General features: G+C 50.6%; 20 protein-coding genes. 11 read left to right on the forward strand and 9 right to left on the reverse strand.

Annotated features, from left to right (window positions below; genetic code table 11):
• Window positions 1-254: 254 nt before the first annotated feature.
• Window positions 255-1,151 carry a glutamate/aspartate ABC transporter substrate-binding protein gene (locus SPM24T3_RS00265; RefSeq protein WP_009634664.1) on the forward strand — a complete coding sequence of 299 codons (897 nt, stop codon included), beginning with the start codon at window positions 255-257 and terminating at the stop codon, window positions 1,149-1,151.
• A 560-nt stretch (window positions 1,152-1,711) separates the two neighbouring features.
• Here the strand turns inward: SPM24T3_RS00265 and lpdA are convergent.
• The 4 genes from lpdA to pdhR all read right to left on the reverse strand — a co-directional run bounded on the left by lpdA (window position 1,712) and on the right by pdhR (window position 8,947).
• Window positions 1,712-3,136 carry a dihydrolipoyl dehydrogenase gene (gene lpdA, locus SPM24T3_RS00270; RefSeq protein WP_009634665.1) on the reverse strand — a complete coding sequence of 475 codons (1,425 nt, stop codon included), beginning with the start codon at window positions 3,134-3,136 and terminating at the stop codon, window positions 1,712-1,714.
• Between the two features lie 241 nt (window positions 3,137-3,377).
• On the reverse strand, window positions 3,378-5,300 hold the full coding sequence (gene aceF / locus SPM24T3_RS00275; RefSeq protein WP_009634666.1) for a pyruvate dehydrogenase complex dihydrolipoyllysine-residue acetyltransferase: 1,923 nt from the start codon (window positions 5,298-5,300) through the stop codon (window positions 3,378-3,380).
• A 13-nt stretch (window positions 5,301-5,313) separates the two neighbouring features.
• Window positions 5,314-7,977, reverse strand: a complete 2,664-nt coding sequence (aceE, locus tag SPM24T3_RS00280) for a pyruvate dehydrogenase (acetyl-transferring), homodimeric type (RefSeq protein WP_009634667.1) — start codon at window positions 7,975-7,977, stop codon at window positions 5,314-5,316.
• Between the two features lie 199 nt (window positions 7,978-8,176).
• A complete protein-coding gene (gene pdhR, locus SPM24T3_RS00285) occupies window positions 8,177-8,947 on the reverse strand; it encodes a pyruvate dehydrogenase complex transcriptional repressor PdhR (RefSeq protein WP_009634668.1) in 771 nt (256 codons plus the stop codon).
• A gap of 423 nt (window positions 8,948-9,370) precedes the next feature.
• Between pdhR and SPM24T3_RS00290 the strand changes: the two genes are divergently transcribed.
• From SPM24T3_RS00290 to SPM24T3_RS00300, 3 genes are all read left to right on the forward strand, one after another.
• Window positions 9,371-10,744: an amino acid permease gene (locus SPM24T3_RS00290; protein ID WP_009634669.1), complete on the forward strand. Its 1,374-nt coding sequence runs from the start codon at window positions 9,371-9,373 to the stop codon at window positions 10,742-10,744.
• Between the two features lie 197 nt (window positions 10,745-10,941).
• The gene (locus tag SPM24T3_RS00295) at window positions 10,942-12,375 is read left to right on the forward strand and encodes a glycoside-pentoside-hexuronide (GPH):cation symporter (protein WP_009634670.1); all 1,434 of its coding nucleotides are present in this window, start codon (window positions 10,942-10,944) and stop codon (window positions 12,373-12,375) included.
• On the forward strand, window positions 12,368-13,324 hold the full coding sequence (locus SPM24T3_RS00300) for a family 43 glycosylhydrolase (protein ID WP_009634671.1): 957 nt from the start codon (window positions 12,368-12,370) through the stop codon (window positions 13,322-13,324). Before SPM24T3_RS00295 ends, SPM24T3_RS00300 begins: the two co-directional genes overlap by 8 nt.
• 5 nt (window positions 13,325-13,329) lie before the next feature.
• Here SPM24T3_RS00300 and ampE read toward each other — a convergent pair whose 3' ends face one another.
• On the reverse strand, window positions 13,330-14,184 hold the full coding sequence (ampE, locus tag SPM24T3_RS00305) for a beta-lactamase regulator AmpE (protein ID WP_009634672.1): 855 nt from the start codon (window positions 14,182-14,184) through the stop codon (window positions 13,330-13,332).
• 38 nt (window positions 14,185-14,222) lie between these two features.
• On the reverse strand, window positions 14,223-14,762 hold the full coding sequence (gene ampD / locus SPM24T3_RS00310; RefSeq protein ID WP_009634673.1) for a 1,6-anhydro-N-acetylmuramyl-L-alanine amidase AmpD: 540 nt from the start codon (window positions 14,760-14,762) through the stop codon (window positions 14,223-14,225).
• A gap of 116 nt (window positions 14,763-14,878) precedes the next feature.
• Here ampD and nadC point away from each other — a divergent pair, with 116 nt between their 5' ends.
• From nadC to hofC, 4 genes are all read left to right on the forward strand, one after another.
• Complete coding sequence (gene nadC / locus SPM24T3_RS00315) at window positions 14,879-15,772, forward strand: carboxylating nicotinate-nucleotide diphosphorylase (protein WP_009634674.1); 894 nt, start codon at window positions 14,879-14,881, stop codon at window positions 15,770-15,772.
• A gap of 252 nt (window positions 15,773-16,024) precedes the next feature.
• The gene (gene ppdD / locus SPM24T3_RS00320; RefSeq protein ID WP_009634675.1) at window positions 16,025-16,549 is read left to right on the forward strand and encodes a prepilin peptidase-dependent pilin; all 525 of its coding nucleotides are present in this window, start codon (window positions 16,025-16,027) and stop codon (window positions 16,547-16,549) included.
• A complete protein-coding gene (gene gspE, locus SPM24T3_RS00325; RefSeq protein WP_009634676.1) occupies window positions 16,549-18,003 on the forward strand; it encodes a type II secretion system protein GspE in 1,455 nt (484 codons plus the stop codon). Before ppdD ends, gspE begins: the two co-directional genes overlap by 1 nt.
• Entirely contained in the window at window positions 17,990-19,195 is a 1,206-nt protein-coding gene (hofC, locus tag SPM24T3_RS00330; protein WP_009634677.1) for a protein transport protein HofC, read from the forward strand. The genes gspE and hofC overlap by 14 nt, the downstream gene beginning before the upstream one ends.
• Before the next feature lie 169 nt (window positions 19,196-19,364).
• On the opposite strand, the gene SPM24T3_RS00335 is transcribed toward hofC, so the two are convergent.
• Window positions 19,365-20,405 carry a GMP reductase gene (locus tag SPM24T3_RS00335; RefSeq protein WP_009634678.1) on the reverse strand — a complete coding sequence of 347 codons (1,041 nt, stop codon included), beginning with the start codon at window positions 20,403-20,405 and terminating at the stop codon, window positions 19,365-19,367.
• A gap of 288 nt (window positions 20,406-20,693) precedes the next feature.
• On the opposite strand from SPM24T3_RS00335, the gene coaE reads away from it, so the two are divergent.
• The 3 genes from coaE to yacG are packed head-to-tail and all read left to right on the forward strand — an operon-like array spanning window position 20,694 to window position 22,278.
• Window positions 20,694-21,323: a dephospho-CoA kinase gene (gene coaE / locus SPM24T3_RS00340; protein WP_009634679.1), complete on the forward strand. Its 630-nt coding sequence runs from the start codon at window positions 20,694-20,696 to the stop codon at window positions 21,321-21,323.
• Window positions 21,316-22,068, forward strand: a complete 753-nt coding sequence (zapD, locus tag SPM24T3_RS00345; RefSeq protein ID WP_009634680.1) for a cell division protein ZapD — start codon at window positions 21,316-21,318, stop codon at window positions 22,066-22,068. Before coaE ends, zapD begins: the two co-directional genes overlap by 8 nt.
• A 9-nt stretch (window positions 22,069-22,077) precedes the next feature.
• Window positions 22,078-22,278: a DNA gyrase inhibitor YacG gene (yacG, locus tag SPM24T3_RS00350; protein ID WP_009634681.1), complete on the forward strand. Its 201-nt coding sequence runs from the start codon at window positions 22,078-22,080 to the stop codon at window positions 22,276-22,278.
• A 74-nt stretch (window positions 22,279-22,352) separates the two neighbouring features.
• Here yacG and mutT read toward each other — a convergent pair whose 3' ends face one another.
• Both mutT and secA read right to left on the reverse strand, forming a co-directional pair.
• Window positions 22,353-22,748, reverse strand: a complete 396-nt coding sequence (gene mutT / locus SPM24T3_RS00355) for an 8-oxo-dGTP diphosphatase MutT (RefSeq protein ID WP_037377308.1) — start codon at window positions 22,746-22,748, stop codon at window positions 22,353-22,355.
• 79 nt (window positions 22,749-22,827) lie between these two features.
• The gene (gene secA / locus SPM24T3_RS00360; protein ID WP_009634683.1) at window positions 22,828-25,545 is read right to left on the reverse strand and encodes a preprotein translocase subunit SecA; all 2,718 of its coding nucleotides are present in this window, start codon (window positions 25,543-25,545) and stop codon (window positions 22,828-22,830) included.
• Between the last annotated feature and the right edge of the window lie 5 nt (window positions 25,546-25,550).

Consider the following 25,550-nt stretch of genomic DNA (forward strand, 5'->3'; position numbering starts at 1 on the left):
CACGGCGGGGTTGTCTTGTGTGAGGCGTAAGCGAAACATCCTGAACGCTTAGCGACGACAGTCCCCGGTTGCGCTGTGGCAGCATAGCAGGGTTTGACTCGCTTGTTAATTCGTTCACAAAAAAGCAACATAAAATATTTGCTGAATCGTTGAGCACAGTGTGATCGACTGCTGTATTTGTTTTGGCCTGAGCCTTGCATGATGAGTCGCTGAAAGTCATGCCGTTTTTATCTCTTAATCAGCAAGGAAAGAAGATGTCACGCAAGAACATACAAAAAGTTATTCTCTGCTCCGCCCTACTCTGTGGATACGCTCAGGCAGAAACCTTGACCGGGACTTTGAAGAAGATTGACGATCAAAATCTGGTGACCGTGGGTTATCGCGAATCCAACGTGCCTTTCTCTTACAAGGGTGACGATAACAAGATCCTCGGCTATTCGCAGGAATATTCCAATGCGATTGTCGATGCAATCAAAAAACGCCTGAATAAAGATAATATTACGGTGAAGTTTATCTCTATTACCTCGCCTAACCGCATCCCGTTGCTGCAAAACAATGTCTATGATTTTGAGTGTGGTTCAACGACTAATAACCCTGAGCGTCAGCAGCAGGTCACTTTCTCAGACAGCATTTTCATCGTCGGCACCAAACTGCTGGTTAAGAAAGGTTCAGGAATCAAAGATTTCTCTGACTTAAACGGCAAGGCTGTTTCAACGACCGGCGGCACCACCTCGGAAATCCTGTTGAACAAAATGAATAGCGATAAAAAGATGCAGATGCGCATCATCAGTGCGCAAGAAGGAGGCGCTTCGGCATTCCATACTCTGGAAACCGGCCGCGCTTCTGCTTATATGATGGATGATGCTCTGTTGGCCGGTGACCGTGCCAAAGCGCGTAAACCATCAGACTGGGAAATCATTGGCACGCCGCAATCGCGTGAGGCTTATGGGTGTATGCTGCGTAAAAACGATCCGCAGTTTGAGAAATTGGTCGATGACACCATTGCCAGCGCGCAAACCTCCGGCGAAGCAGCTAAATGGTACACCCGCTGGTTCCTGCAACCCGTGCCGCCTAAAAACCTGAACATGGATTTTGCGATGTCAGATGACATGAAAGACTTGTTCGCGCATCCAAACAACAAAGCGCTATAACCACAAAATTCAGGTACAAAAAAACCGTCACAAGGACGGTTTTTTGCTTCCAGACAACTGTTAGCGCAGCTGAATGAAATACTTAATATCAGTAAGCTACTAATACAAGTGCCACAGAGCAAATGAAGTATGCCTCACATAGCTCAAAAAAACAACTCAGAAATGCTGTGTAAAAAACCAGTGTCACGGTACTATCCAGGCTGGACTGCTTCGCCGGTTTAGCGACCGGTCATCGGGCCAGGAGGCAGCTCATCAACACTACGATTCAAGTGCCACAGAGCACTTGTTTCACCGATATTTTTCCGATGAAGTTGACGTGGTCGTGGTTCTGCAAAGGATCGCGCAATGAAAAGGATTTCTGTTTATATCCTTATTGTTGTACTGGGGAGTACATTGAGTTTGATAAATGGCGGATGGTCAATATCCCATATTTATCTGAACATTAATGTTATCAACCAGAACAAGTAAGTTACTGGCCGCTTCTCGGAGCGGCCTTTTATATCAGGCATATAAATAAAAACGGCCCCTTCTCAGGAGCCGTTTGAACCTTTAAGCAGAAGTTACTTTTTCTTGGCTTTTGGGTTTGGCAGGTCAGTGATGCTACCTTCGTATAGCTCGGCAGCCAGACCGACAGATTCGTGCAGCGTTGGGTGTGCGTGGATGGTCAGTGCCAGATCTTCGGCATCACAACCCATCTCGATAGCCAGGCCAATTTCACCCAGCAGCTCGCCGCCGTTAGTCCCAACAATAGCACCACCGATGATACGGTTGGATTCTTTGTCGAAAATAAGCTTGGTGATACCGTCTGCGCAATCGGAAGCAATCGCACGACCGGAAGCTGCCCAAGGGAAGGTGGCGGTTTCGTAGCTGATGCCTTTCTCTTTGGCTTCTTTCTCGGTCAGACCCACCCAGGCAACTTCTGGCTCAGTGTAGGCGATTGAAGGAATAACCTTCGGATCGAAGTAGTGTTTTTTGCCTGAGATAACTTCAGCAGCCACGTGACCTTCATGCACACCTTTGTGCGCCAGCATTGGCTGACCCACGATATCGCCGATAGCGTAGATGTGAGGAATGTTGGTGCGCATTTGTTTGTCGACGTGGATGAAACCACGATCGTCAACTTCAACGCCAGCTGCGCCAGCTTCCAGCGACTTACCATTAGGAACACGGCCGATTGCTACCAGCACGGCGTCGTAACGCTGCGGTTCTGCCGGAGCTTTCTTGCCTTCCATCGTTACGTAAATACCGTCTTCTTTCGCTTCGACGTTAGTGACTTTGGTTTCCAGCATCAGGTTGAACTGCTTGCTGATTTTTTTGGTAAAGACTTTAACCACGTCTTTATCGGCAGCCGGGATCACTTGGTCAAACATTTCGACCACGTCGATTTTTGAACCCAGCGCGTGATACACGGTTGCCATTTCCAGACCGATAATACCGCCGCCCATGACCAGCAGACGCTCAGGAATGGTCTTCAGCTCCAGCGCATCGGTAGAATCCCAAACGCGTGAGTCATCATGAGGGATAAATGGCAGAGTGATTGGACGTGAGCCCGCAGCGATGATCGCGTTATCGAAAGTGATGGTCGTTGGACCGTTCTCACCTTCAACAACCAGGGTGTTTGCACCGGTAAATTTGCCCAGGCCGTTTACAACTTTAACTTTGCGGCCTTTTGCCATGCCAGCCAGACCACCGGTCAGTTGGCCGATGACTTTCTCTTTCCACAGGCGGACTTTATCGATGTCAGTTTGTGGCTGACCGAAAACAATGCCGTGTGCTTCCAAAGATTTAGCTTCGGAAATCACTTTTGCAACGTGCAGCAGAGCTTTGGAGGGGATACAACCAACGTTAAGGCAAACACCACCAAGAGTGGAGTAACGCTCAACCAGAATAGTTTCAAGACCTAAATCAGCGCAACGGAAAGCGGCAGAATAGCCTGCAGGACCAGCCCCAAGTACCACGACCTGAGTTTTAATTTCTGTACTCATCATGACCTCTTAATTGTTTGTCCGGCGGGTCAGACGTCTTTTGAAGCGCACTCATAAACTATGAATGCAGTACGCAACGCCCTTCATCCACCGGGACGCATACACCGCGAGAAGTTTACAGAATTGTTAAAATTCTGCAAACAAAGTTCGGGTGACCTGAGTCTCAACAACCTTGTTATCCATTCGGAACAACAAGATCCGTATCAAAAACAAGGCCGGCAACTGGCCGGCCTTATAACAATTACATAACCAGACGACGAATATCTGACATTATTGTGCCAATGTATGCCGCAAATCGTGCTCCGGCAGCACCGTCAATAACACGGTGGTCGAAGGACAGAGACAGTGGCAACATCAGACGTGGTTCGAACTCTTTGCCATTCCATACCGGCTTGATAGACGATTTGGAAACGCCCAGAATCGCCACGTCCGGCGCATTGACGATAGGCGTAAACGCTGTGCCGCCGATACCGCCGAGGCTGGAAATAGTGAAACAGCCGCCCTGCATATCTGAAGCAGTCAGTTTGCCATCACGGGCTTTCTTGGAGATTACTGACAGCTCGCGGGACAGCTCAACAATGCCTTTCTTGTTGACGTCACGGAACACAGGAACCACCAGACCGTTTGGCGTATCAACCGCCACACCGATGTTAATATATTTTTTCAGCGTCAGCGTCTGCGCATCGGCAGAAAGCGAGCTGTTAAAGCGTGGGAATTCTTCCAGCGCTTTGGCTACGGCTTTCATGATGAAGACCAGCGGCGTGATTTTCACGTCGAGTTTCTTCTTCTCGGCTTCAACGTTCTGCTGTTTGCGGAACTCTTCAACTTCGGTGATATCCGCTTCGTCGAACTGCGTAACGTGCGGGATCATGACCCAGTTACGGCTCAGGTTGGCACCAGATATTTTCTGGATACGGCCCAGCTCAACTTCTTCGATTTCACCAAACTTGCTGAAGTCCACTTTCGGCCATGGCAGCATGCCTGGAAGACTACCACCCGCAGCCGCTGCGGCAGCAGGTGCAGCCTCAGCGCGTTTAACAGCATCTTTCACGTAAGCCTGAACGTCTTCGCGCAAGATGCGGCCTTTACGACCGGTGCCTTTCACTTTCGACAGGTTAACGCCAAATTCGCGTGCCAGACGACGGATAACCGGGGTCGCGTGAACATAGGCATCGTTCTCGGAGAACTCACCTTTGCTCTCGGTGGCCGCAGCAGCTGGGGCCGGAGCCGCCGCTTTCTGTTCCTGTTTGGCAGGAGCAGCCGCTTCTTCTTTCCTGGCCGGAGCCGCAGCAGGCGCCGCGCCTTCAACTTCAAACACGAAGATCAGCGAGCCGGTGCTGACTTTATCGCCCGCAGCGATTTTGATTTCTTTAACGGTTCCGGCAAACGGAGCAGGCACTTCCATCGAGGCTTTATCGCCCTCAACGGTTATCAGCGACTGTTCAGCGGCAACTTTATCGCCTACTTTAACCATGATTTCGGTGACTTCAACTTCGTCGCCGCCGATATCAGGCACGTTAACTTCCTTGCTGCCAGAGGCCGCAGGAGCCGCTGCAGGTTTCTCTTCCGCTACGGTTTCTTCTTTGGCTGCCGGAGCAGCAGAGCCTGAACCCGCGACGTCGAACACGAAAATCAACGAGCCGGTGCTGACTTTATCGCCAACAGCAACTTTGATTTCTTTCACTGTACCTGCGAACGGAGCCGGAACTTCCATTGAGGCTTTATCGCCTTCAACGTTGATCAGTGACTGCTCGGCTTCAACCTTGTCGCCAACTTTAACCAGGATTTCGGTGACTTCAACTTCGTCGCCGCCAATGTCTGGCACGTTAACTTCTTTGCTTTCGCTTGAAGCCGCGGCGGCAGGTTTTTCTTCTTTTACTTCTTCTTTTGCAGCTGGTTTTTCTTCTGCTTTAGCCGGTGCCGCAGCGCCGTCCGCAGAATCAAACACGAAGATCAGCTTGCCGGTCTCGACGGTATCGCCGACCGCAACTTTAATTTCTTTAACCACGCCAGCCTGTGGAGAAGGAACTTCCATTGACGCCTTGTCACCTTCAACAACAATCAGTGACTGCTCGGCCTCAACTTTATCGCCCACCTTCACCAGCACTTCGGTGACTTCTACTGCATCGGCACCAATGTCCGGTACATTAATTTCAATAGCCATCTGTCTTTACCTCTTACGCCAGACGCGGGTTAACTTTGTCAGCATCGATGCCAAACTTGGTGATGGCTTCAGCCACAACCTTAACATCGATCTCGCCACGCTTGGCCAATTCACCCAGTGCTGCAACGACCACGTAAGATGCATCGATCTCGAAGTGGTGACGCAGGTTTTCGCGGCTGTCAGAACGACCAAAGCCGTCGGTGCCAAGCACGCGGAAATCGCTGGCAGGAACGAAGTTACGGATCTGCTCGGCGAACAGCTTCATGTAGTCAGTCGATGCAACAACCGGCGCATCATTCATAACCTGAGCCACGTAAGGAACGCGTGGTTCTTCAGCCGGATGCAACATGTTCCAACGTTCGCAATCCTGGCCGTCACGGGCCAGCTCGGTGAATGAAGTCACGCTGTAAACATCAGAGCCAACGCCGTAGTCTTTGGCCAGAATCTGAGCAGCATCACGCACGTGGCGCAGAATGGAGCCCGAGCTCATCAACTGCACTTTACCCTTACTACCTTCGATGGTTTCTAATTTATAGATACCTTTACGAATGCCCTCTTCCGCGCCTTCTGGCATAGCTGGCATGTGGTAGTTTTCGTTCAGCGTAGTAATGTAGTAATAAATGTTTTCTTGAGCTTCGCCGTACATACGAACCAGGCCGTCATGCATGATGACCGCCACTTCGTAGGCATACGCCGGATCGTAAGAAATACAGTTAGGAATAGTCAGCGACTGAATGTGGCTGTGACCATCTTCATGCTGCAGACCTTCACCGTTCAGAGTTGTACGACCTGAAGTCCCACCGACCAGGAAGCCGCGCGCCTGTTGGTCGCCCGCTGCCCAGCACAAGTCACCGATACGCTGGAAACCGAACATAGAATAGTAGATATAGAACGGGATCATAGGCAGGTCGTTGGTGCTGTACGACGTCGCCGCTGCCAGCCAGGAAGAGGCGGCACCCAGTTCGTTGATACCTTCCTGCAGAATCTGACCTTTCTCGTCTTCTTTATAGTAAGCAACCTGCTCACGGTCTTGCGGGGTATATTGCTGACCGTTCGGGCTGTAAATACCAATCTGACGGAACAGACCTTCCATACCGAAAGTACGCGCTTCATCGGCGATGATCGGTACCAGACGATCTTTGATAGATTCGTTTTTCAGCATCACGTTCAAAGCACGGACGAAAGCGATAGTGGTCGAAATCTCTTTCTTCTGCTCTTCGAGAAGCTGAGAGAAGTCTTCCAGTTTCGGCATTTCCAGCTTCTGGGTGAAGTTTGGCAGACGAGTTGGCAGATAGCCTTTCAGCGCCTGGCGACGTTCGTGCAGGTATTTGTACTCTGCAGAGTCTTTTTCCAGAGTGATGTAAGGTAGTTTATCAATGTTTTCATCGCTAACCGGCACGCTGAAACGATCACGGATATAGCGCACGCCATCCATGTTCATTTTCTTGACCTGGTGGGCAATGTTCTTGCCTTCAGCAGTTTCACCCATGCCGTAACCTTTGATGGTGTGAGCAAGAATTACTGTTGGCTGGCCTTTGGTATTCTGCGCTTTGTTCAGTGCAGCAAAGACTTTCTTAGGATCGTGACCCCCGCGGTTCAGAGCCCAGATCTGCTCATCGGTCATGTCTTTGACCAATTCCGCAGTTTCTGGATACTTGCCGAAGAAGTGCTCGCGAACATATTTACCGTCGCGCGATTTGAAGGTCTGGTAGTCACCGTCAACCGTTTCGTTCATCAGCTGGATAAGCTTGCCGCTGGTGTCTTTACGCAGCAATTCATCCCAGCGGTTGCCCCAAATCACCTTGATTACGTTCCAGCCGGCGCCTGCAAAGATGCCTTCCAGTTCGTTGATGATTTTACCATTACCGGTAACCGGGCCATCAAGGCGCTGCAGGTTACAGTTGATGATGAAGCACAGGTTGTCCAGCTTCTCACGGGTCGCGATGGTGATCGCACCTTTAGATTCTGGCTCATCCATCTCACCGTCGCCCAGGAACGCGTAAACGCGCTGGCTGGTAGTGTCTTTCAGACCGCGGTGATCAAGATATTTCAGGAACTTGGCCTGATAAATAGCACCGATTGGACCCAGACCCATTGATACGGTCGGGAACTGCCAGAATTCAGGCATCAGTTTAGGGTGTGGATATGAAGAAAGACCTTTACCGTGAACTTCCTGACGGAAATTGTTCATCTGGTCTTCAGTCAGGCGGCCTTCAAGGAAAGCACGCGCGTACACGCCCGGAGAAATGTGGCCCTGGAAGTAAACCAGATCGCCGCCGTCCTGCTCGTTGCGTGCACGGAAAAAGTGGTTGAAGCACACTTCGTAAATAGCGGCAGAAGACTGGAATGATGACATGTGGCCACCCAAATCCAGGTCTTTTTTAGAGGCACGCAGAACGGTCATGATCGCGTTCCAGCGGATTGCCGTACGAATGTTGCGTTCCAGCTCCAGGTTACCCGGATATTCAGGTTCGTCTTCAACAGCGATGGTATTGATATAGTTACGGCTTGCAGAACCAGCTGCAACGCTCACGCCGCCTTTACGTGCTTCGCTCAGAACCTGATCGATCAGGAACTGTGCACGCTCAACACCTTCTTCACGGATGACCGATTCGATCGCTTGTAGCCAGTCGCGAGTTTCGATCGGATCCACGTCATTATTTACACGTTCTGACATGGTGCTTTTCCTTATCTGTCTCTAATACGTAGGTTTATCTGGAGCCTGTCTTCCTGCATTCTTGACGTAAAAATGCACGAAGACAGGCCCATCAGTTTAGTTTCTGCTCTCCTGAAAGAGCATCAAGCTTCCAAAATTATTCTCAAAAAACCCTAAAAAACGGGCCATGGGTATGCAGACAGCCAGGATTACCCAGAGTTTAATTTTCTTCATTGCGTTGCTGGAGTCGGCGTAGTGAACGATCACGACGGCTGTGCTCCCTGCTCATATCCAGCAAAACTTCCTCAATAAACGCCAAGTGGCGGTGTGAAGCTTCGCGCGCCTTTTCCGGCTCGCGTGCCACAATCGCCGCAAAAATCCCGGCGCGGTGGTTGCTCACCAGCGGCAGCATTTCGCGACGCGAGTAAAGCAATTCAAAATTTTGGCGGACGTTTTTTTCCAGCATTGGTCCCATACAGCGGACCAGATGCAGCAGCACCATATTATGCGTGGCTTCTGTTACAGCAACTTGGTACTGCATAACCGCGTCGGCTTCGGCGTCGAGATCGCCGCTGTCCTGCGCTGTCTGAATCACAACGTGACAGTCACGAATGCGCTGCAGGTCCTCTTCCGTTCCACGAAGTGCGGCATAATATGCAGCAATACCTTCAAGCGCGTGTCGGGTTTCAAGGAGGTCAAACTGTGATTCAGGATGGTCAGAAAGTAATTCTGTAAGAGGATCACTAAAGCTTTGCCAGAGGTTGCTTTGTACGAAAGTACCACCGCCCTGGCGACGAAGCAGAAGCCCTTTGGCTTCAAGCCGCTGGATAGCTTCCCTCAGCGAAGGCCTTGAAACATCAAACTGTTTTGCCAGTTCACGTTCAGGCAAAAGTTTTTCACCAGGCCGTAGCGTCCCTTCCAGGATCAGAGATTCGAGCTGTTTCTCAATTGCGTCAGATAACTTCGGCTGTCTAATTTTACTGTAGGCCATGGGAACGTTTATCTGCCTTTTAGGTCTCGTGAAGAGCTCGGAGTAAATTGGTAATACCAATTTAAAAAACGTGGCCGTAAAGTAACAAAGTATTCACTCGGTGTCCATATCGGGCCTTCCTTAAAACCGCTTATCCCGCACATTTTAACAAAAATTTAGCATTTCATTTTTTAACGTGCTCTGGATCACATTTCGACCTTTTTAGTCAGTTTTTTGATCAACATGCGCGTTTCTTATGCGCTTATTCAATAAACCAGGTGCAAACTTTTTCGCTTAACACTATTCTTGGCCGAACGGTAGTTAATGCTGATTTTAAGTCACATTACAGCCGTAAATAATTAGATACAAAGCATGTAATCTTCGGCTTACAGCATACGTTTTAAGCTGATTTTTAGATTTTCCCTTACGACAGAGGATCGGGAAATGGAACACAGGCAACACGGTGATGAACTGAAGCGCGGGCTGAAAAATCGCCACATTCAGTTGATTGCTTTAGGTGGCGCAATTGGCACCGGGCTTTTTCTGGGGATAGCCCAAACGATTAAAATGGCTGGGCCTTCTGTACTTCTTGGCTATGCCATTGGCGGTTTGATCGCATTTCTGATCATGCGTCAGTTAGGTGAAATGGTAGTAGAAGAACCTGTTGCAGGTTCCTTTAGTCATTTTGCCTACAAATACTGGGGTAATTTTGCTGGTTTCGCCTCAGGCTGGAACTACTGGGTATTATACGTATTAGTCGCAATGGCAGAGCTGACCGCGGTTGGCATCTACGTACAATACTGGTGGCCCGAGATCCCGACCTGGGTCTCTGCTCTGGTGTTCTTTGTGCTGATTAACGCCATTAACCTGACCAACGTTAAAGTTTACGGCGAGATGGAGTTCTGGCTTTCGCTGGTAAAAGTGGTCGCGATTGTCGGCATGATCGTCTTCGGTGCCTGGCTGCTGGCCAGCGGTCACGGCGGTCCCGAAGCTACAGTGACCAATCTCTGGGCGCAGGGAGGATTCTTTCCTAATGGCGTTAAAGGGTTAGTGATGGCGATGGCGGTGATCATGTTCTCGTTCGGCGGACTCGAGCTGGTCGGCATTACTGCTGCCGAAGCCGATGACCCGGAAAAAAGCATTCCCAAAGCCACCAATCAGGTTATCTATCGTATTCTGATTTTTTATATTGGCTCGCTGGCTATCCTGCTTTCGCTCTATCCCTGGGGCAAAGTTATCGAAGGCGGTAGCCCGTTTGTACTGATCTTTAACGCCTTGGACAGCAAGCTGGTCGCAACCCTGCTTAACGTTGTGGTGCTGGTTGCGGCACTGTCGGTTTACAACAGCTGTGTTTACAGCAACAGCCGCATGCTGTTTGGCCTCGCCAAGCAAGGCAACGGTCCAAAATCGCTGCTGAAAGTTGACCGTCGTGGCGTGCCTTATGTGGCCATCGGTGTCTCGGCGCTGGCTACCGCATTATGCGTTGTGATTAACTACGTGATGCCAGGCGAAGCGTTTGAAATCCTGATGTCGCTGGTAGTTTCTGCTCTGGTGATCAACTGGGCGATGATAAGCCTGGCGCACCTCAAGTTTCGTCAGGCCAAGGCGCGTGCTGGCGTAAATACCAAGTTTAAAGCGCTGCTTTATCCACTGGGTAATTACATTTGCCTGCTGTTCCTGGCAGGTATTCTGGTGATTATGTACCTCACGCCAGGTATTCGCATTTCGGTGATTCTAATCCCGGTGTGGCTGATTTTGCTCGGTATCAGCTACAAGCTGAAAGGCAAAAATTCTGCAGTGGTTAATCTCGGTAAATAACCCGCTTATAAATGACAAACCCGGCGCTTCTGCCGGGTTTTTTTATGCTTGTGCAAAGCCATCCGAACTGTTGCCAAGCTCACAATTTCATTTTCGTGACCAATTCGTCCATCTCTATGACCTTTATCTCCTGACTCGAAACCATAAGCGAGGTTAATACTTCATACACAAGTTATTTGCCCCTTTGGAGAGAATCAATGAGACAAGGCGCGCTGTCATTTAAAGAGAAAGTGGCCTATGGCATGGGAGATGCGGGCTGCAACATGATTTGGGGCACCATCACCCTGTTTCTGAGCTACTTTTATACCGACGTTTTCGGGCTGGCTCCTGCCTTGGTTGGCGTGATGTTATTATCGGTGAGAGTCGTCGATGCAGTCAGCGATCCGATTATGGGCGCGATTGCAGACCGGACCACCACTCGCTGGGGGCGATTCCGTCCTTATTTACTGTGGGTTTCGCTGCCATTCGCCCTGTTTAGCGTTTTAATGTTTTCAACGCCAGACTGGAGTTACTCCAGCAAGGTGATCTATGCGTTTGTGACCTATTTCCTGATGTCGCTGACCTACACCGCTATCAACATTCCTTACTGTTCGCTGGGCGGTGTGATAACAGCCGATCCAAAAGAGCGAGTTTCCTGTCAGTCTTATCGTTTCTTTATGGTCGGCATTGCCACGCTGATTCTGTCCTCTTCCCTGCTGCCAATGGCGCAGTGGTTCGGTGGCGCGGACAAGGCTCGCGGTTATCAGATGTCGATTGGGGTGATGGCGCTGATTGCGCTGGTCATGTTTTTGTTTTGCTTTAGCTCGGTCAGAGAGCGAATTCACCCTGCAGCCCCCACTAAACGCGCACTGAAAAGTGACCTCAAAGATGTATGGAAGAACGACCAGTGGGTGCGCATTCTGCTGCTGACTTTCTGCAACGTCTGCCCCGGCTTTATTCGCATGGCCGCCACTATGTATTACGTCACCTGGGTGATGGAGAAATCGACGTCGTTCGCCAGCCTGTTTATCAGCCTTGGCGTCGTCGGCATGATGGTCGGCAGTGCGCTGGCCAAGCCTCTCACCGATCGCTTCTGCAAGCTAAAAGTCTTCTTCTGGACCAATATCATCCTCACGCTGTTTTCATGTGGCTTCTACTTCCTGAATCCACATCTGACGACATTGATTCTGGTGGCATATTTTGTGCTGAATATCCTGCATCAGATACCTTCCCCACTGCACTGGTCATTGATGGCAGACGTAGACGATTACGGCGAGTGGAAAACCGGTAAACGAAGCACCGGCATCAGTTTTTCCGGCAATTTATTCTTTCTGAAGTGCGGACTGGCAGTAGCTGGCGCTATGGTTGGATTTTTACTCTCGCTTTATGGCTATCAAGGGGGTGCCACATCACAGACTGCATCAGCGCTTAACGGTATCGTGCTGTTGTTCACCGTGATTCCGGGTATTGGTTATCTGATTACCGCCGGCGTGGTCAGGCTATTGAAAGTTGACCGTGAATTAATGAAGACTATTCAGGCCGATTTGGAGAAACGCCGCCACAATTTTCATGATCTAAACACCTATCCTGAAGCTAAACAGGGGGCAGCCGATTTATCGGCCTTTGCAAGCAAGGAACCCAAGCATGAGTAAAAGTGTTTATTCGAATCCGTTTATCACCCAGCGCGCCGATCCGCACATCTGGCGTCATACCGACGGCCATTATTATTTTATCGCTTCGGTACCAGAGTATGACCGGCTCGAAATTCGCCGTTCAGCCACTCTTGAAGGTCTGGCCGAAGCCCGACCGCGCATAGTCTGGCGCAAGCACAGTGGCGGCCCAATGAGCGCACTGATTTGGGCGCCAGAGCTGCATTATATCAATGGCAACTGGTACATTTATTTTGCCGCAGCGCCTTCAGACAAAATAGTCAAAGGATTGTTTCAACATCGAATGTTCGTGCTTGAATGCTCCGATGCCGATCCCCTGAGTGGAAAATGGCAGGAGAAAGGCCGGGTCGCCACGCCGATTGATAGCTTCTCGCTGGATGCGACCCATTTCAGTCATGCGGGCAAAAGCTACTATCTTTGGGCGCAAAAAGATCCAGCTATTGAGGGTAATTCAAACTTGTATCTGGCTGAGATGAGCAACCCGTGGACGCTAAAATCCGCGCCGGTAATGCTTAGCAAGCCGGAACTACCGTGGGAAACCATTGGTTTTAAAGTGAATGAAGGACCAGCGGTGATTGAGGGCTACGACAAAATTTTCATCACCTATTCCGCCAGCGCCACTGACGAAAATTACTGCATTGGCTTGCTATGGGCCGATCTCGAAAGCGATATCACCGATCCGGGCCAATGGCATAAATCGCCGACGCCGGTATTTAAGACTGAGGCAGATAATCGTCAGTTTGGACCGGGACACAACAGTTTTACCCAGAATGAAAAAGGCGAGGACGTGCTGGTTTATCACGCAAGAAATTACACCGAGATTCAAGGTGATCCGCTTTACGATCCCAACCGCCACACGCGATTAAAGACCATAAACTGGGACGATGACGGCATGCCGGTGTTCGGTATTCCTCCGGCAGATAATCATTAGTTTGATTAAACCAGTGTGCCGTAAATCGTCAGCAATGCCACCACGATAAGAATGATAATGGTGACTTTTCGCGCCATGGCAACCGCTGAGCGCGGGGTTTGTACCGGATCAAGGTGCGGATCGCGCGCCAGTGAAAACTGAGCTAATCGAGTAAGCACTTCATACTGTCGAGTATGTACATCGCCCAGTGAAGCAAACCAGGCCGGTAAGGCCTTTTCTCCGTGACCAATCAAAGCATAGGCAACGCCCGCAAGACGAACCGGGATCCAGTCAAGCACATGCAGCAGATTATCGACACCAGATTGGCTGCGCTTCAACGGCGTAGAGTTGCGGGCAAGCCAGGACTGATAACCGCGCAGTGCGGCATAGCCTGCCAACGCAACCGGACCATAAGGCCCGCAGACTACAAACCAGAATAGCGGCGCGAGATAATAGCGAAAGTTAATCCAGATTAGGGCGTTTTGCAGCTCGCGTAAACGCAGGCCCTCGGCACAATCCCCAGGTAAACCGTGAATAAGCGCCAGCTCTTCTGCCATCTCGGAACAGGCGTTGGAATCGCCCTGACGAGCAGATTTCAGATAGGCGCGATAGTGCTTGCGCTTAAGACCCGCACCGATGCACAGCAGGCAGATCAACACCCATAACACCAGCGATGGAACACCAAAGAAAAAGCCATGTACCAGCCGCAGAATACCCCACACCACCGCCATCCAAATGACAATAATCGCCAGAGTTTTAGTCAGCGAAGCCGCGCGACCGCGGCGATAAATCACCTCGAAACGATGATCGAGCTGCCAATGCTCGCCTAGTTTAAATAAGCGTTCCCAGGCTAAAACCAGCAACAAAGTAATTAACGTCATGGACGATGGCTCTCTTTTGGTGTGTTACTCAGCGTGTGCTATTTCATTGCTTCAAGATAGCGCTGCCAGTCAAAGTGCGGGCCTGGGTCAGTTTTCCTGCCCGGCGCAATATCACTATGTCCTGTAATGTGCTGCAAATCGATAGGATAGTGTCTTAGTATCAAATCAGTAACTTGAAGTAAACTCTGATATTGAGCGTCGGTAAATGGCTCAAAGTCGGTTCCTTCGAGTTCGATGCCGATAGAGAAGTCATTACAACGCTCCCTGCCCTGCCAGTTAGAGACTCCTGCATGCCAGGCACGTTTGTTAAAAGGCACGTATTGCACCACTTCACCGTCGCGGCGGATTAAACAATGGGCCGCAACGCGTAGCTGGTAAATCTGCTCGAAAAAGGGGTCTTCACTGGGATCGAGCGTACCGGTAAACAGCTGATCGATGTAAGGCCCGCCAAACTTGCCAGGCGGTAGGCTTATATTATGGATAATCAACAGTGAGGGAATTTCATCTTCTGGGCGAAGATCGCAATGCGGAGAAATAACCTGCCGCGCTTCGGTGATCCAGCCTTGGCTTAACTCCATTGTCGCTCCTTTTCAAGTATGACGGGTAAGCGGCCAACGCATCTGCAGCTTCAAGTATGAAGGCTAAAAGGGTAGCATGTTTTAATTCACCATCCTTTGCCATTTCGGAGTTTTGTATGCCAACTCGCAGCTACAGCATGGAAAGTCGCCGCGCCGCGTTGCTCGACCGTATTCACAATGATATCCCCCTGATTGTCAAGCAAGCGCTCGAAGAAGATCTCGGCGGTGAAGTCGATGCCAATCGCGATTTGACAGCGCAGCTACTGTCTGCCGATACTCTGGCGCAGGCCACGGTTATCACCCGTGAAGCCGGAGTTTTCTGCGGCAAAGGCTGGGTTGATGAAGTCTTTGCCCAGCTTGGTCGCGGCGATGTACAGATTACCTGGCTAGTAAAGGATGGTGATGCACTGGTAGAAAACCAGCCTTTGTTTAATCTCGCCGGTCCGGCTCGTTTACTGCTCACCGGTGAAAGAACAGCGCTGAACTTTGTGCAAACCCTTTCAGGCGTTGCCAGCTCGGTGAATCGCTATGTAAAACTGCTTGAAGGTACTAAAACTCGCCTGCTTGATACTCGTAAAACCCTACCGGGACTGCGCACGGCACTAAAATACGCGGTACTGTGCGGCGGTGGCAGTAACCATCGTCTGGGGCTGGCCGATGCCTTCCTGATTAAAGAAAACCATATTATTGCCTGTGGTTCCATTAAGGACGCGGTGTCCCGCGCTCAGCAAATTCACGCCGACGTGCCGGTTGAAGTCGAAGTTGAAAGCATCAACGAGCTTAAAGCTGCGCTGGAGGCTGGCGCGGATATCATCATGCTCGACAACTTCACCTTGGAGACGATGCGTGAAAGTGTTGCCTTGACCGCAGGCCGTGCGCTGCTTGAGATTTCAGGCAACGTAACCGATATTACCCTGCGTCAGTTTGCCGAAACCGGCGTCGATTTCATCTCGGTGGGCGCATTGACCAAGCACGTACGAGCTATGGACCTGTCGATGCGTTTCCGCTAAACCTCAAGCAAATTCTCCTGCCGTTTAAACTAATCCCTGAATGAGATTTAGAGAATCCCCTCTTCGGTTTTTTTTGAAACCGCGAGGGGAATTTGCGAGCTTTATTCCTGATTTATTTCTCCGTTTCATCATTACATTTTCTTTTTCCGCGACGTCTCGCAAGACGCTTTTTCTCCGCTAGCCGCTGCACACCGAAGTCGCTAAGTTGAGCCCTCATTCAGCCTCAATGATTTCCAGGAAAAGGAAAACCTTATGCAACTCAAAATGATATCCCCCGTCTTATTGCCGGCTCACTCGGCTGTTACTTGCTCACGAACCACCTCAAAACATCAAAACTATCAGCAGGGTTTTTCGCTGATCGAGCTGATGGTAGTGATTGGGATTATTGGCATTCTCAGCGGTATCGGCATTCCCGCTTATCAGTCTTACACCCAAAAAGCGGCACTTACCGACATGCTGCAAACTATGGTGCCTTATAAAACGGCCAGCGAACTATGCAGCATAGATTTAGGCGAACTGGTTGCCTGTAAAAATGGTGTCTCCAACATCCCCGAAAGCAAGCAGTCTCGCTATGTCAGCGAGGTGAAGGTTGAAGCCGGTGTTATTACGCTCATCGGAAAGCAGGCTTTGAGCGGGCTCAGCGTAGTCATGACACCAGTGATTAACTCCGCTGATGGCAGTATTGACTGGAGCCGCCAATGTCTGAATACGGGAAATGATGGGTTGGTAAAATCATGCGAACAGATTTTCCATTTCAATGACACTGGAACACGCTAATGGATGCCCGGCTTGACTCGATCAAGGAGCAACTGGAGCAGCAATGCCAACATTATGGTGCGGTATTAATTGGTATGGAACAGGACGATTTGCGCGTCGCCTGCCACCAGCAAAGTACCGACACTGCCGCCCTCCTGAGTGCACTACGCTTTATCTGCGCCTTAAAGGTCAGGCTGGAATATTGGCCGCAAACTCAAATCGAACGCGCGCTGAACCGGGCTGAATATGATTCAGGCGATCAACAGCACTCAGCCCGGCATAACGAGGACCATAATCTTGATGAGGAAAGTAAAGTACCAGTGGTGCAGTTTCTTAACCAGACGTTGAAACAGGCAATTCAGCGGCGAGCCTCGGATGTTCACTTTGAACCGTTTGAAAATCAGCTACGTGTGCGGTTACGTATCGATGGCGTTTTACAAGAGGTTCCCGCTCCCGATTATTCTCTCATCGCCAGCGTGCTTGCTCGACTTAAAATTATGGGGCAGTTGAACGTCGCCGAGCACCGTTTACCGCAGGATGGGCAAATAGCAGTGGCCTGTGACAAGCAGCGGTATTCTATGCGCATCGCGTCATTACCCGTATTGTGCGGGGAAAAAATCGTGCTGCGGATTCTGGATCGCACCCAGCAGGAATTGTCGATGGAGCAGCTCGGGCTCTCAGCCATAGAGCAACAACAGTATCTCTCCGCGTTGAGTAAACCTCAGGGCCTGGTTTTAGTGACCGGCCCGACCGGCAGCGGAAAAACTGTCACGCTATATACCGGTTTACGCCATCTCAATAAGGTCAGCCGAAATATTTGCAGCGTTGAGGATCCGGTAGAAATACCGGTACATGGTATCAACCAGACGCAGATTAATAGCAAGACGTCGTTGAGTTTTGCCAGCGTGCTGCGCTCGCTACTGCGCCAAGATCCCGACGTTATCATGATCGGCGAGATACGCGATGCCGAGACAGCAGAAATTGCGGTCAAAGCTTCTCAAACCGGGCATCTGGTGCTGTCGACTTTGCACACTAACTCGACTTCCGAAACTCTGGTCAGGCTGGCGCAGATGGGTATCGAAGGCTATCAGATTGCTTCGGCTTTACGTTTGGTGATTGCCCAGCGACTGGTCCGTAAGTTATGCCCGCACTGTAAATCTCCTCATCAAACAATGTTAAAATCGGAATCTGGTGGTCAGGCTAACGCCATGGAAATCTGGCAGGCGGTAGGCTGTGAGCACTGTTTCTCGGGTTATTACGGCAGAGTGGGGATTTATGAAATGCTTGAAAACAGCCCGTCGCTGCAACAGGCATTGGTCAATGGCGCAGATTCACAGGCGCTGAGAGAAATTGCCTCCTCACAAAGCCAACAAACACTCTATGCCTCAGGGATGACACTGGTTAAGAAAGGCATTACCTCGCTGAGTGAACTGTACCGAGTGATCGGCGAGGAAAATTCGAGTGAGTCAGAGTGATCTTTATCTTTATACCTGGCAGGCAGTAGATGACTCAGGAAAGCTGCTCTGTGGGGAGAGCCTGTTACCACGTTCACAGGAGGTGTTCGGTCAGTTGCTTCAAAAAGGACTCCAACCGATTGTCCTTAAAAAATCACTTAAGATGGGCAAAGGATACTGGAAAAACAAGGAGCGTATTGCCTTTGTCCGTCAGTTAGCCACGCTGCTACAAACTGGCCTGCCTCTGACGCTGAGTCTTGAGCTGCTCGCCAGCGACCATCCACTGGCAGGATGGCGCTGTGTGCTTGCAGACCTGGTAAAGAAGGTCAATGAAGGGCAGCCGCTGTCGAGTGTAATGAAGGAATATCCGCAGGTCTTCCCCCCTATTTATGCGCAAATTATCTCAATAGGGGAATTGACTGGCCAGTTGGATAGCTGCTGTGCACAGCTGGCAATCCAGCAGGAACAGGTAATGCAGCTGCAAAAGAGAGTAAAAAAGGCGCTGCGTTATCCGCTAATTGTCATGGTGGTCGCCTTGGCGATTACCTTGTTGATGCTGACACTGGTCTTACCGGAGTTTGCCAAAATTTATGATTCCTTTGATGCTCAGCTACCGTGGTTTACACAGATGCTGATTTCCACTTCCGGGGCCATTGTGCGCTTTGGGCCTGCCGTCTCGCTGTTTTTTGCCTTAGGTATTGGGTTGTATATACGGTATCTGCACCCGCAAGAAAAATGGCGCTGGCGAGAGCAAGCCTGGTTGCTACGACTGCCACTCGTGAGAAAGCTGATAGGCGATGGTTGCTTGTGTCAACTGTTTCAAACTCTGGTTCTAACCCAACACGCTGGGATGACCCTTAGCGCCGGGCTTGAGGCGGCTGAAATAACAATCAGTAATCTTCATTATCGGCGCGCAGTCGGGCAACTGACACAGCGTTTATCTCAGGGAATAGCCTTGAACAAGGCACTGCATGAGTCCGTGCTGTTCCCGGCGCTTTGTCGCCAACTGGTGCGGATTGGCGAAGAGTCTGGAGCATTGGATACTTTGCTCGAGAAACTGGCTCATTGGCACGCTGAACAGGCCAATGAATTGGCCGATAACATGGCGCAAAAGATCGAGCCGCTGATGATGCTGTTTATGGGGGTAATAGTTGGCGGGCTGGTCATCGCGATGTATTTACCAATCTTCAATCTCGGGGCGGCAATGACCTGAAACGCGAGGTTTTTTTTCAAGGCTTGTTACTGGAGGCAAATTAGCAGAGGTTTATAAAACTCAGGTGTTTTAGCTTATTCTCCCCAGCCAATTGTGTTCTCAACAGGCCGGGGAGTGCTCAATAAATAGCGTGCAGCAATCAGAGAACTATGCCCCACAGACGTTTGGATTATTGTCCAAACAACCGATTTTCCTGCTCGGCAACGCGGATAAAGGTTGTGCGTTTTGTCAGCTCTTTCAGTCGCTCTGCGCCAACGTAGGTGCACGCTGAACGTAGGCCGCCTAAAATATCACGAACGGTATTTTCGACAGGTCCACGCAGCGGCAGCTTGACCATTTTGCCTTCGGCAGCGCGATACTGCGCAACACCGCCTACGTGACGTTGCATGGCAGATTCTGAGCTCATGCCGTAAAACAGCATAAATTTATCGCCATTTTCTTCAACGATGGTGCCTTCGCATTCATCATGTGCGGCCAGCATACCGCCGAGCATGACAAAATCAGCACCGCCGCCAAAGGCTTTGGCTACGTCTCCGGGCACTGCACAGCCGCCGTCGCTGACAATTTGGCCGCCAAGGCCGTGGGCCGCATCGGCACATTCAATCACCGCTGAAAGCTGCGGATAACCCACGCCAGTTTTAACTCGCGTAGTGCAGACCGAGCCTGGTCCGATCCCGACTTTGACAATATCCGCACCCGATAAGATAAGCTCTTCGACCATCTCACCGGTGACCACATTGCCTGCGCAGATGACTTTATCCGGGCAAGCCTCGCGCACGCGCTGCAGGAATTCAACAAAGTGTTCGGAATAGCCATTGGCAACGTCGAGACAAATAAATTTCAGCAGCGGAGATAGTGCCAGAATATCCTGCAATTTTGTGAAATCTGCCTGCGATGTCCCGGTCGAGACCATCACATGATGCAGCACGGTCTCACTGCTTAGAGCGATAAAGGCCTGCCACTGTTCTACGCTGTAATGTTTGTGCACTGCGGTGAGTAAGCCAAAAGAGGCGAGCGCTTCTGCCATGCTGAAAGTGCCGACGGTATCCATATTGGCGGCAATGATAGGCGTTCCCGACCAGCTCTGGCCAGAATGCTTGAATGTGAAGGTTCGACTGAGTTCGACTTCTGAACGGCTCTTGAGGGTTGAGCGCTTGGGACGAATGAGGACGTCTTTAAAACCTAATTTTAAATCTTCTTCAATACGCATAGGGTTGTCCTGGTTGGGGCTAAAAGCCTGCATCACGAAACAGCAGGCAAGTAACAGTTTGCACCTTCTCCAGTGGTTTTATCATACTCAGGAATAGGCGCACGGCAAGAGGCCGTTTTGCCTCTCACCTCACAGTTTGCAATTTCACTTTAGGCTATATCCTGTGCTCAAGGCTGAATGCGCACACGCCGATGCCCCATCAACCATAAGGTTGGCTTGCACTTACTGACGATACCTTTATCATTTAAGCTATCGCACTTTATGAACACAAAGCATTCGAGCTAAAGCATGAGCTACATAGTTGCACTCACCGGCGGGATAGGCAGTGGAAAAAGCACGATTGCCAACGCCTTTGCGCGTCTGGGCGTTACGCTGGTTGATGCTGATATTATTGCCCGTGAAGTTGTCAAACCTGAAACCCCTGCGTTGAATGCGTTGGCTGAACGATTTGGTAAACAAATTATTCAGCCTGATGGCTCACTCAACCGCCCACGTTTGCGCGAAATTATTTTTAGCAATACAGATGATAAACAATGGGTTAACCAACTCCTCCATCCTATAATACAGGCAGAGACACAGCGTCAGATTCAGGGCTCTTTGACGCCCTATGTGCTTTGGGTCGTTCCTCTGCTAGTAGAAAATGGATTACAAGGGCGGGCAAATCGCGTACTTGTGGTTGATGTTAGCGAAGAGGTTCAACTCGCAAGAACAATCAGCCGTGATGGGGTAAACCGTCAGCAGGCGGAAAGCATTATCGCCGCGCAGGCCTCGCGCCAGCAAAGGCTGGCCAGCGCGGATGACATTATTGATAACAACGGTGGTCCCGAGACGATCGAGCCGCGTGTTGCTTCATTACATAGCCGTTATCTGGAATTAGCGGCTTCAGCGACCCGACAGGATATTGACAAGAATGAGTGATGTGGTTTCTACCGTTCTCTTTGAACATCCTTTAAATGAAAAGATGCGCACCTGGTTGCGTATTGAATTTCTTTTACAACAGTTACACGCTAATCCCCAGATTAGTGCCATGGGCCCTGCGCTGACCTTTTTCCGTACCGCGTCTGATTTGCTGGACGTTTTGGAACGCGGGGAAGTGCGCACTGAACTGCTTAAAGAGCTTGAGCGCCAACAGCAAAAACTGCTGTTATGGGCCGATGTCCCAGGCGTTGAGATGTCTCGTATTCATGAATTGCGTGCCGAGCTGAAAGAGACGGCAACGGTGTTGATGAGCGCACCGAGGATTGGTCAGGCGTTGAAAGAAGACCGTCTTATCAGTCTGGTGAAACAGCGCCTGAGTATCCCTGGCGGCTGTTGCAGTTTTGATTTACCGACGCTGCACATTTGGCTGCATTTGCCGCAAGAACACCGTGATGGCAATGTGCAAACCTGGCTGGAAACGCTGGCTCCGCTGAATCGTTCGCTGACCAGTATTCTTGGCCTGATTCGACAGTCTGGGCCTTTCCGTAACCAGATTAGCCTCAATGGTTTCTTTCAGGATAATGCTGAGGATGCAGATTTACTGCGTCTGCAGATTTCTCTTGAGCATCAGCTTTATCCGCAGGTGTCAGGCCATAAGACTCGTTATGCTATCCGCTTTTTGCCTTTGGATAGTGAAAAGGGCCAGGTTCCGGCCAGACTTAATTTTGAACTTGCCTGCTGTTAGGAGTTGGTGATGAATAACGACGTAATTGAAGTCAATTGCCCAACCTGTGGCAAATCGGTTATCTGGGGCGAAAAGAGTCCTTATCGTCCGTTCTGCTGCAAACGCTGCCAGTTGATTGATCTCGGCGAATGGGCCGATGAAGAGAAACGCATCCCAAGCAAAGGCGAGATTAACGACCTCGACGAGTGGAGCGAAGACGACATCAAATAGAAAAGGGCCGCAAGGCCCTTTTTTACGTCAGTGAAACGTTATTATCATGCTCGTGATACCCGCGCATTAACCTTTCAAATCTCGCCTTTTTGCAATGCGATTACGATTTCGGCGTTGGCCGGTGGAAAGTCACTTTCTTTGAGTTCACTTTGCGCAACCCAACGCATTGGCTGCCCCTCTTTGCCATAGGGCTCGCCGCTCCATTGCTCTACGATGAAGAAATGCAGATTTACAATGCGGTCGGGAAAGGTGTGTTGCAAAGTACGAATCAGCACCGGATGGCGGGTGTCGATACCGACTTCTTCCTGTAGTTCGCGGACCAGCGCTTCAACAGGAGTTTCACCGCTTTCGATTTTACCGCCCGGAAATTCCCAAAATCCAGCCATGTGTGATGAAGGGTCTCGCAGGGTAAGAAAGATCTCTTTCTGTGCATTGCGAATGATCCCTACCGCGATATTCCGTTGTTTCAGAGTCACTGTTTACACCTCAAAAGTAAGGGCGGTGATTAGCCGCCCCTGTGTATCATTTATTGCTTGCTGCCAAGAGCAATTAGCTCTGCAGACGGCCGTGGCACTGTTTGTATTTCTTACCTGAACCGCATGGGCAAGGATCGTTACGGCTCACTTTGCGATCAGCGGCCGCCGGGCTGCCTGCGGTTGGCGACAGTTCCTCTTCGAGAGAGGCAACGTGGCTCAGCTGTTGCTGCTGTGCCAGACGCTCGGCTTCTTCACGGCGGTGCTCTTCCATGGCCTCAACTTCTTCAGGCATACGCACCTGAACCTTGCTCAATACGCTAACCACTTCATATTTCAGTGATTCAAGCATTGATGCAAACATTGCGAAGGATTCACGCTTGTACTCTTGCTTAGGATCCTTCTGCGCATAGCCACGCAGATGGATACCCTGACGCAGGTAGTCCATCGCTGCAAGATGCTCTTTCCACAGGGAATCGAGGGTCTGTAGCATCACACCTTTCTCGAAGTTGCGCATCATGTCGATGCCAACCACTTCTTCTTTGCTGGAGTAAGAATCTTTGGCGATTTGCAAAATACGCTCGCGCAGAGTCTCTTCATGAAGTTCAGGCTCTTTATCCAGCCATTCCTTGATAGGCATCTCCAGTTCGAAGTCGTTCTTCAGGCGCTCTTGCAGGCCTTCAACATCCCACATTTCTTCCAGAGACTGTGGTGGAATGCAGCTGTCGATAGTGCTTTTGAACACGTCTTCACGGATGCTGGCGATGGTTTCGCTCACGTCGCTAACGTCCAGTAGTTCGTTACGCTGCGAGTAAATTGCGCGACGCTGGTCGTTGGCTACATCATCGTACTCAAGCAGTTGTTTACGAATGTCATAGTTACGGCTTTCAACTTTACGCTGTGCGTTGGCAATAGCCTTGGTCACCCACGGGTGCTCGATAGCTTCGCCCGGTTTCATACCCAGTTTACGCATCATGTTGGCAACGCGATCGGATGCGAAGATACGCATCAGCTGGTCTTCCATAGACAGGTAGAAGCGGGATGAACCGGCATCGCCCTGACGCCCCGCACGGCCGCGCAGCTGGTTATCGATACGACGCGATTCGTGGCGCTCGGTACCAATGATGTGTAAACCGCCGGAAACCAGAACCGCTTCGTGACGGATGTTCCAGGCTTCTTTGATGCTGGCGATTTGCTCTGCCGTTGCATCTTCACCCAGATTTTCGATTTCAACCTGCCAGCTACCACCCAGCACGATATCAGTACCGCGACCGGCCATGTTGGTAGCAATGGTCACGCGGCTAGGCTGACCGGCCTGCGCAACGATATCTGCTTCTTTAGCGTGGAACTTGGCGTTTAGAACGCTGTGTTCGATACCGGCCTTGGTCAGCTCGTGAGAAACCACTTCAGACTTCTCAATCGACGCGGTACCGACCAGAATTGGCTGGCCGTTGGCGCTGCGAACTTTGATATCTTCAATGATAGCGCCAATTTTTTCCATTTCGGTCATGTAGACCAGGTCTGGCAAATCTTTACGCTGCATTGGGCGGTTGGTTGGCACCACGATGGTATCAAGCTTGTAGATGGTGCTGAATTCAAACGCTTCGGTGTCAGCAGTACCCGTCATACCGGCCAGTTTTTCGTACAGGCGGAAGTAGTTCTGGAAAGTGATGGACGCCAGTGTCTGGTTTTCGTTTTGAATATCAACGTGCTCTTTGGCTTCAACGGCCTGATGCAGGCCGTCTGACCAACGGCGGCCCTGCATGGTACGGCCAGTGTGTTCATCAACAATGATGACTTCGCCGTCTTTCACGATGTAGTCAACGTCACGGGTGAACAGCACGTGGGCACGCAGCGCGGCGGTCACATGGTGCATCAGCATGATGTTGCCTGGGGAATAGAGCGACTCGCCCTCTTCCATGATGCCTGCTTCAGCCAGCAACTCTTCAATCAGGATCAGACCGCGTTCAGTCAGGTGAACTTGACGTGCTTTTTCGTCCACAGAAAAGTGGCCTTCGCCCTGGAAGGAGTCGGAGTCTTCTTTTTCCTGACGGATCAGTTTAGGGATCAGTTTGTCTACGCGAATATACATCTCTGAGCTATCTTCGGCCGGACCGGAGATGATCAGCGGAGTACGGGCTTCATCGATTAAGATTGAGTCGACCTCATCCACCAGCGCGTAGTGCAATTGACGCTGCACGCGTTCTTCAATGCTGAACGCCATGTTGTCACGCAGATAGTCAAAGCCGTATTCGTTGTTGGTGCCGTAAGTGATGTCCGCAGCGTACGCTTCACGCTTGGCCGGTGCTGGCATGTTTGGCAGGTTGATACCTACGGTCAGGCCAAGAAATTCAAACAGCGGGCGGTTATTTTCGGCGTCACGTTGCGCCAGATAGTCGTTGACGGTAACAACGTGAACACCCTTGCCGCTCAGCGCATTCAAGTAGGCTGGCAGGGTTGCGGTCAGCGTTTTACCTTCACCTGTACGCATTTCTGCGATACAGCGTTCGTTCAGTACCATACCACCGAGCAGCTGCACGTCGAAGTGACGCATGCCGAACACACGATCGCTCGATTCTCGAACCACTGCAAAAGCTTCCGGGATTAAAGATTCGAGCTCTTCGCCCTTGGCAAGGCGTGCACGGAATTCGTCAGTTTTAGCACGCAGTTGTTCGTCGCTGAGTGCCTTGATTTCAGGCTCGAGGCGGTTAACCTGGTCAACCACTTTGCGCATACGGCGCAGAGTACGATCGTTACGGCTACCAAATACTTTGGTCAAAATTTTGCTGAACATAATTC

Source organism: Serratia sp. M24T3 (assembly GCF_000257645.1).
GTDB lineage: Bacteria > Pseudomonadota > Gammaproteobacteria > Enterobacterales > Enterobacteriaceae > Rouxiella.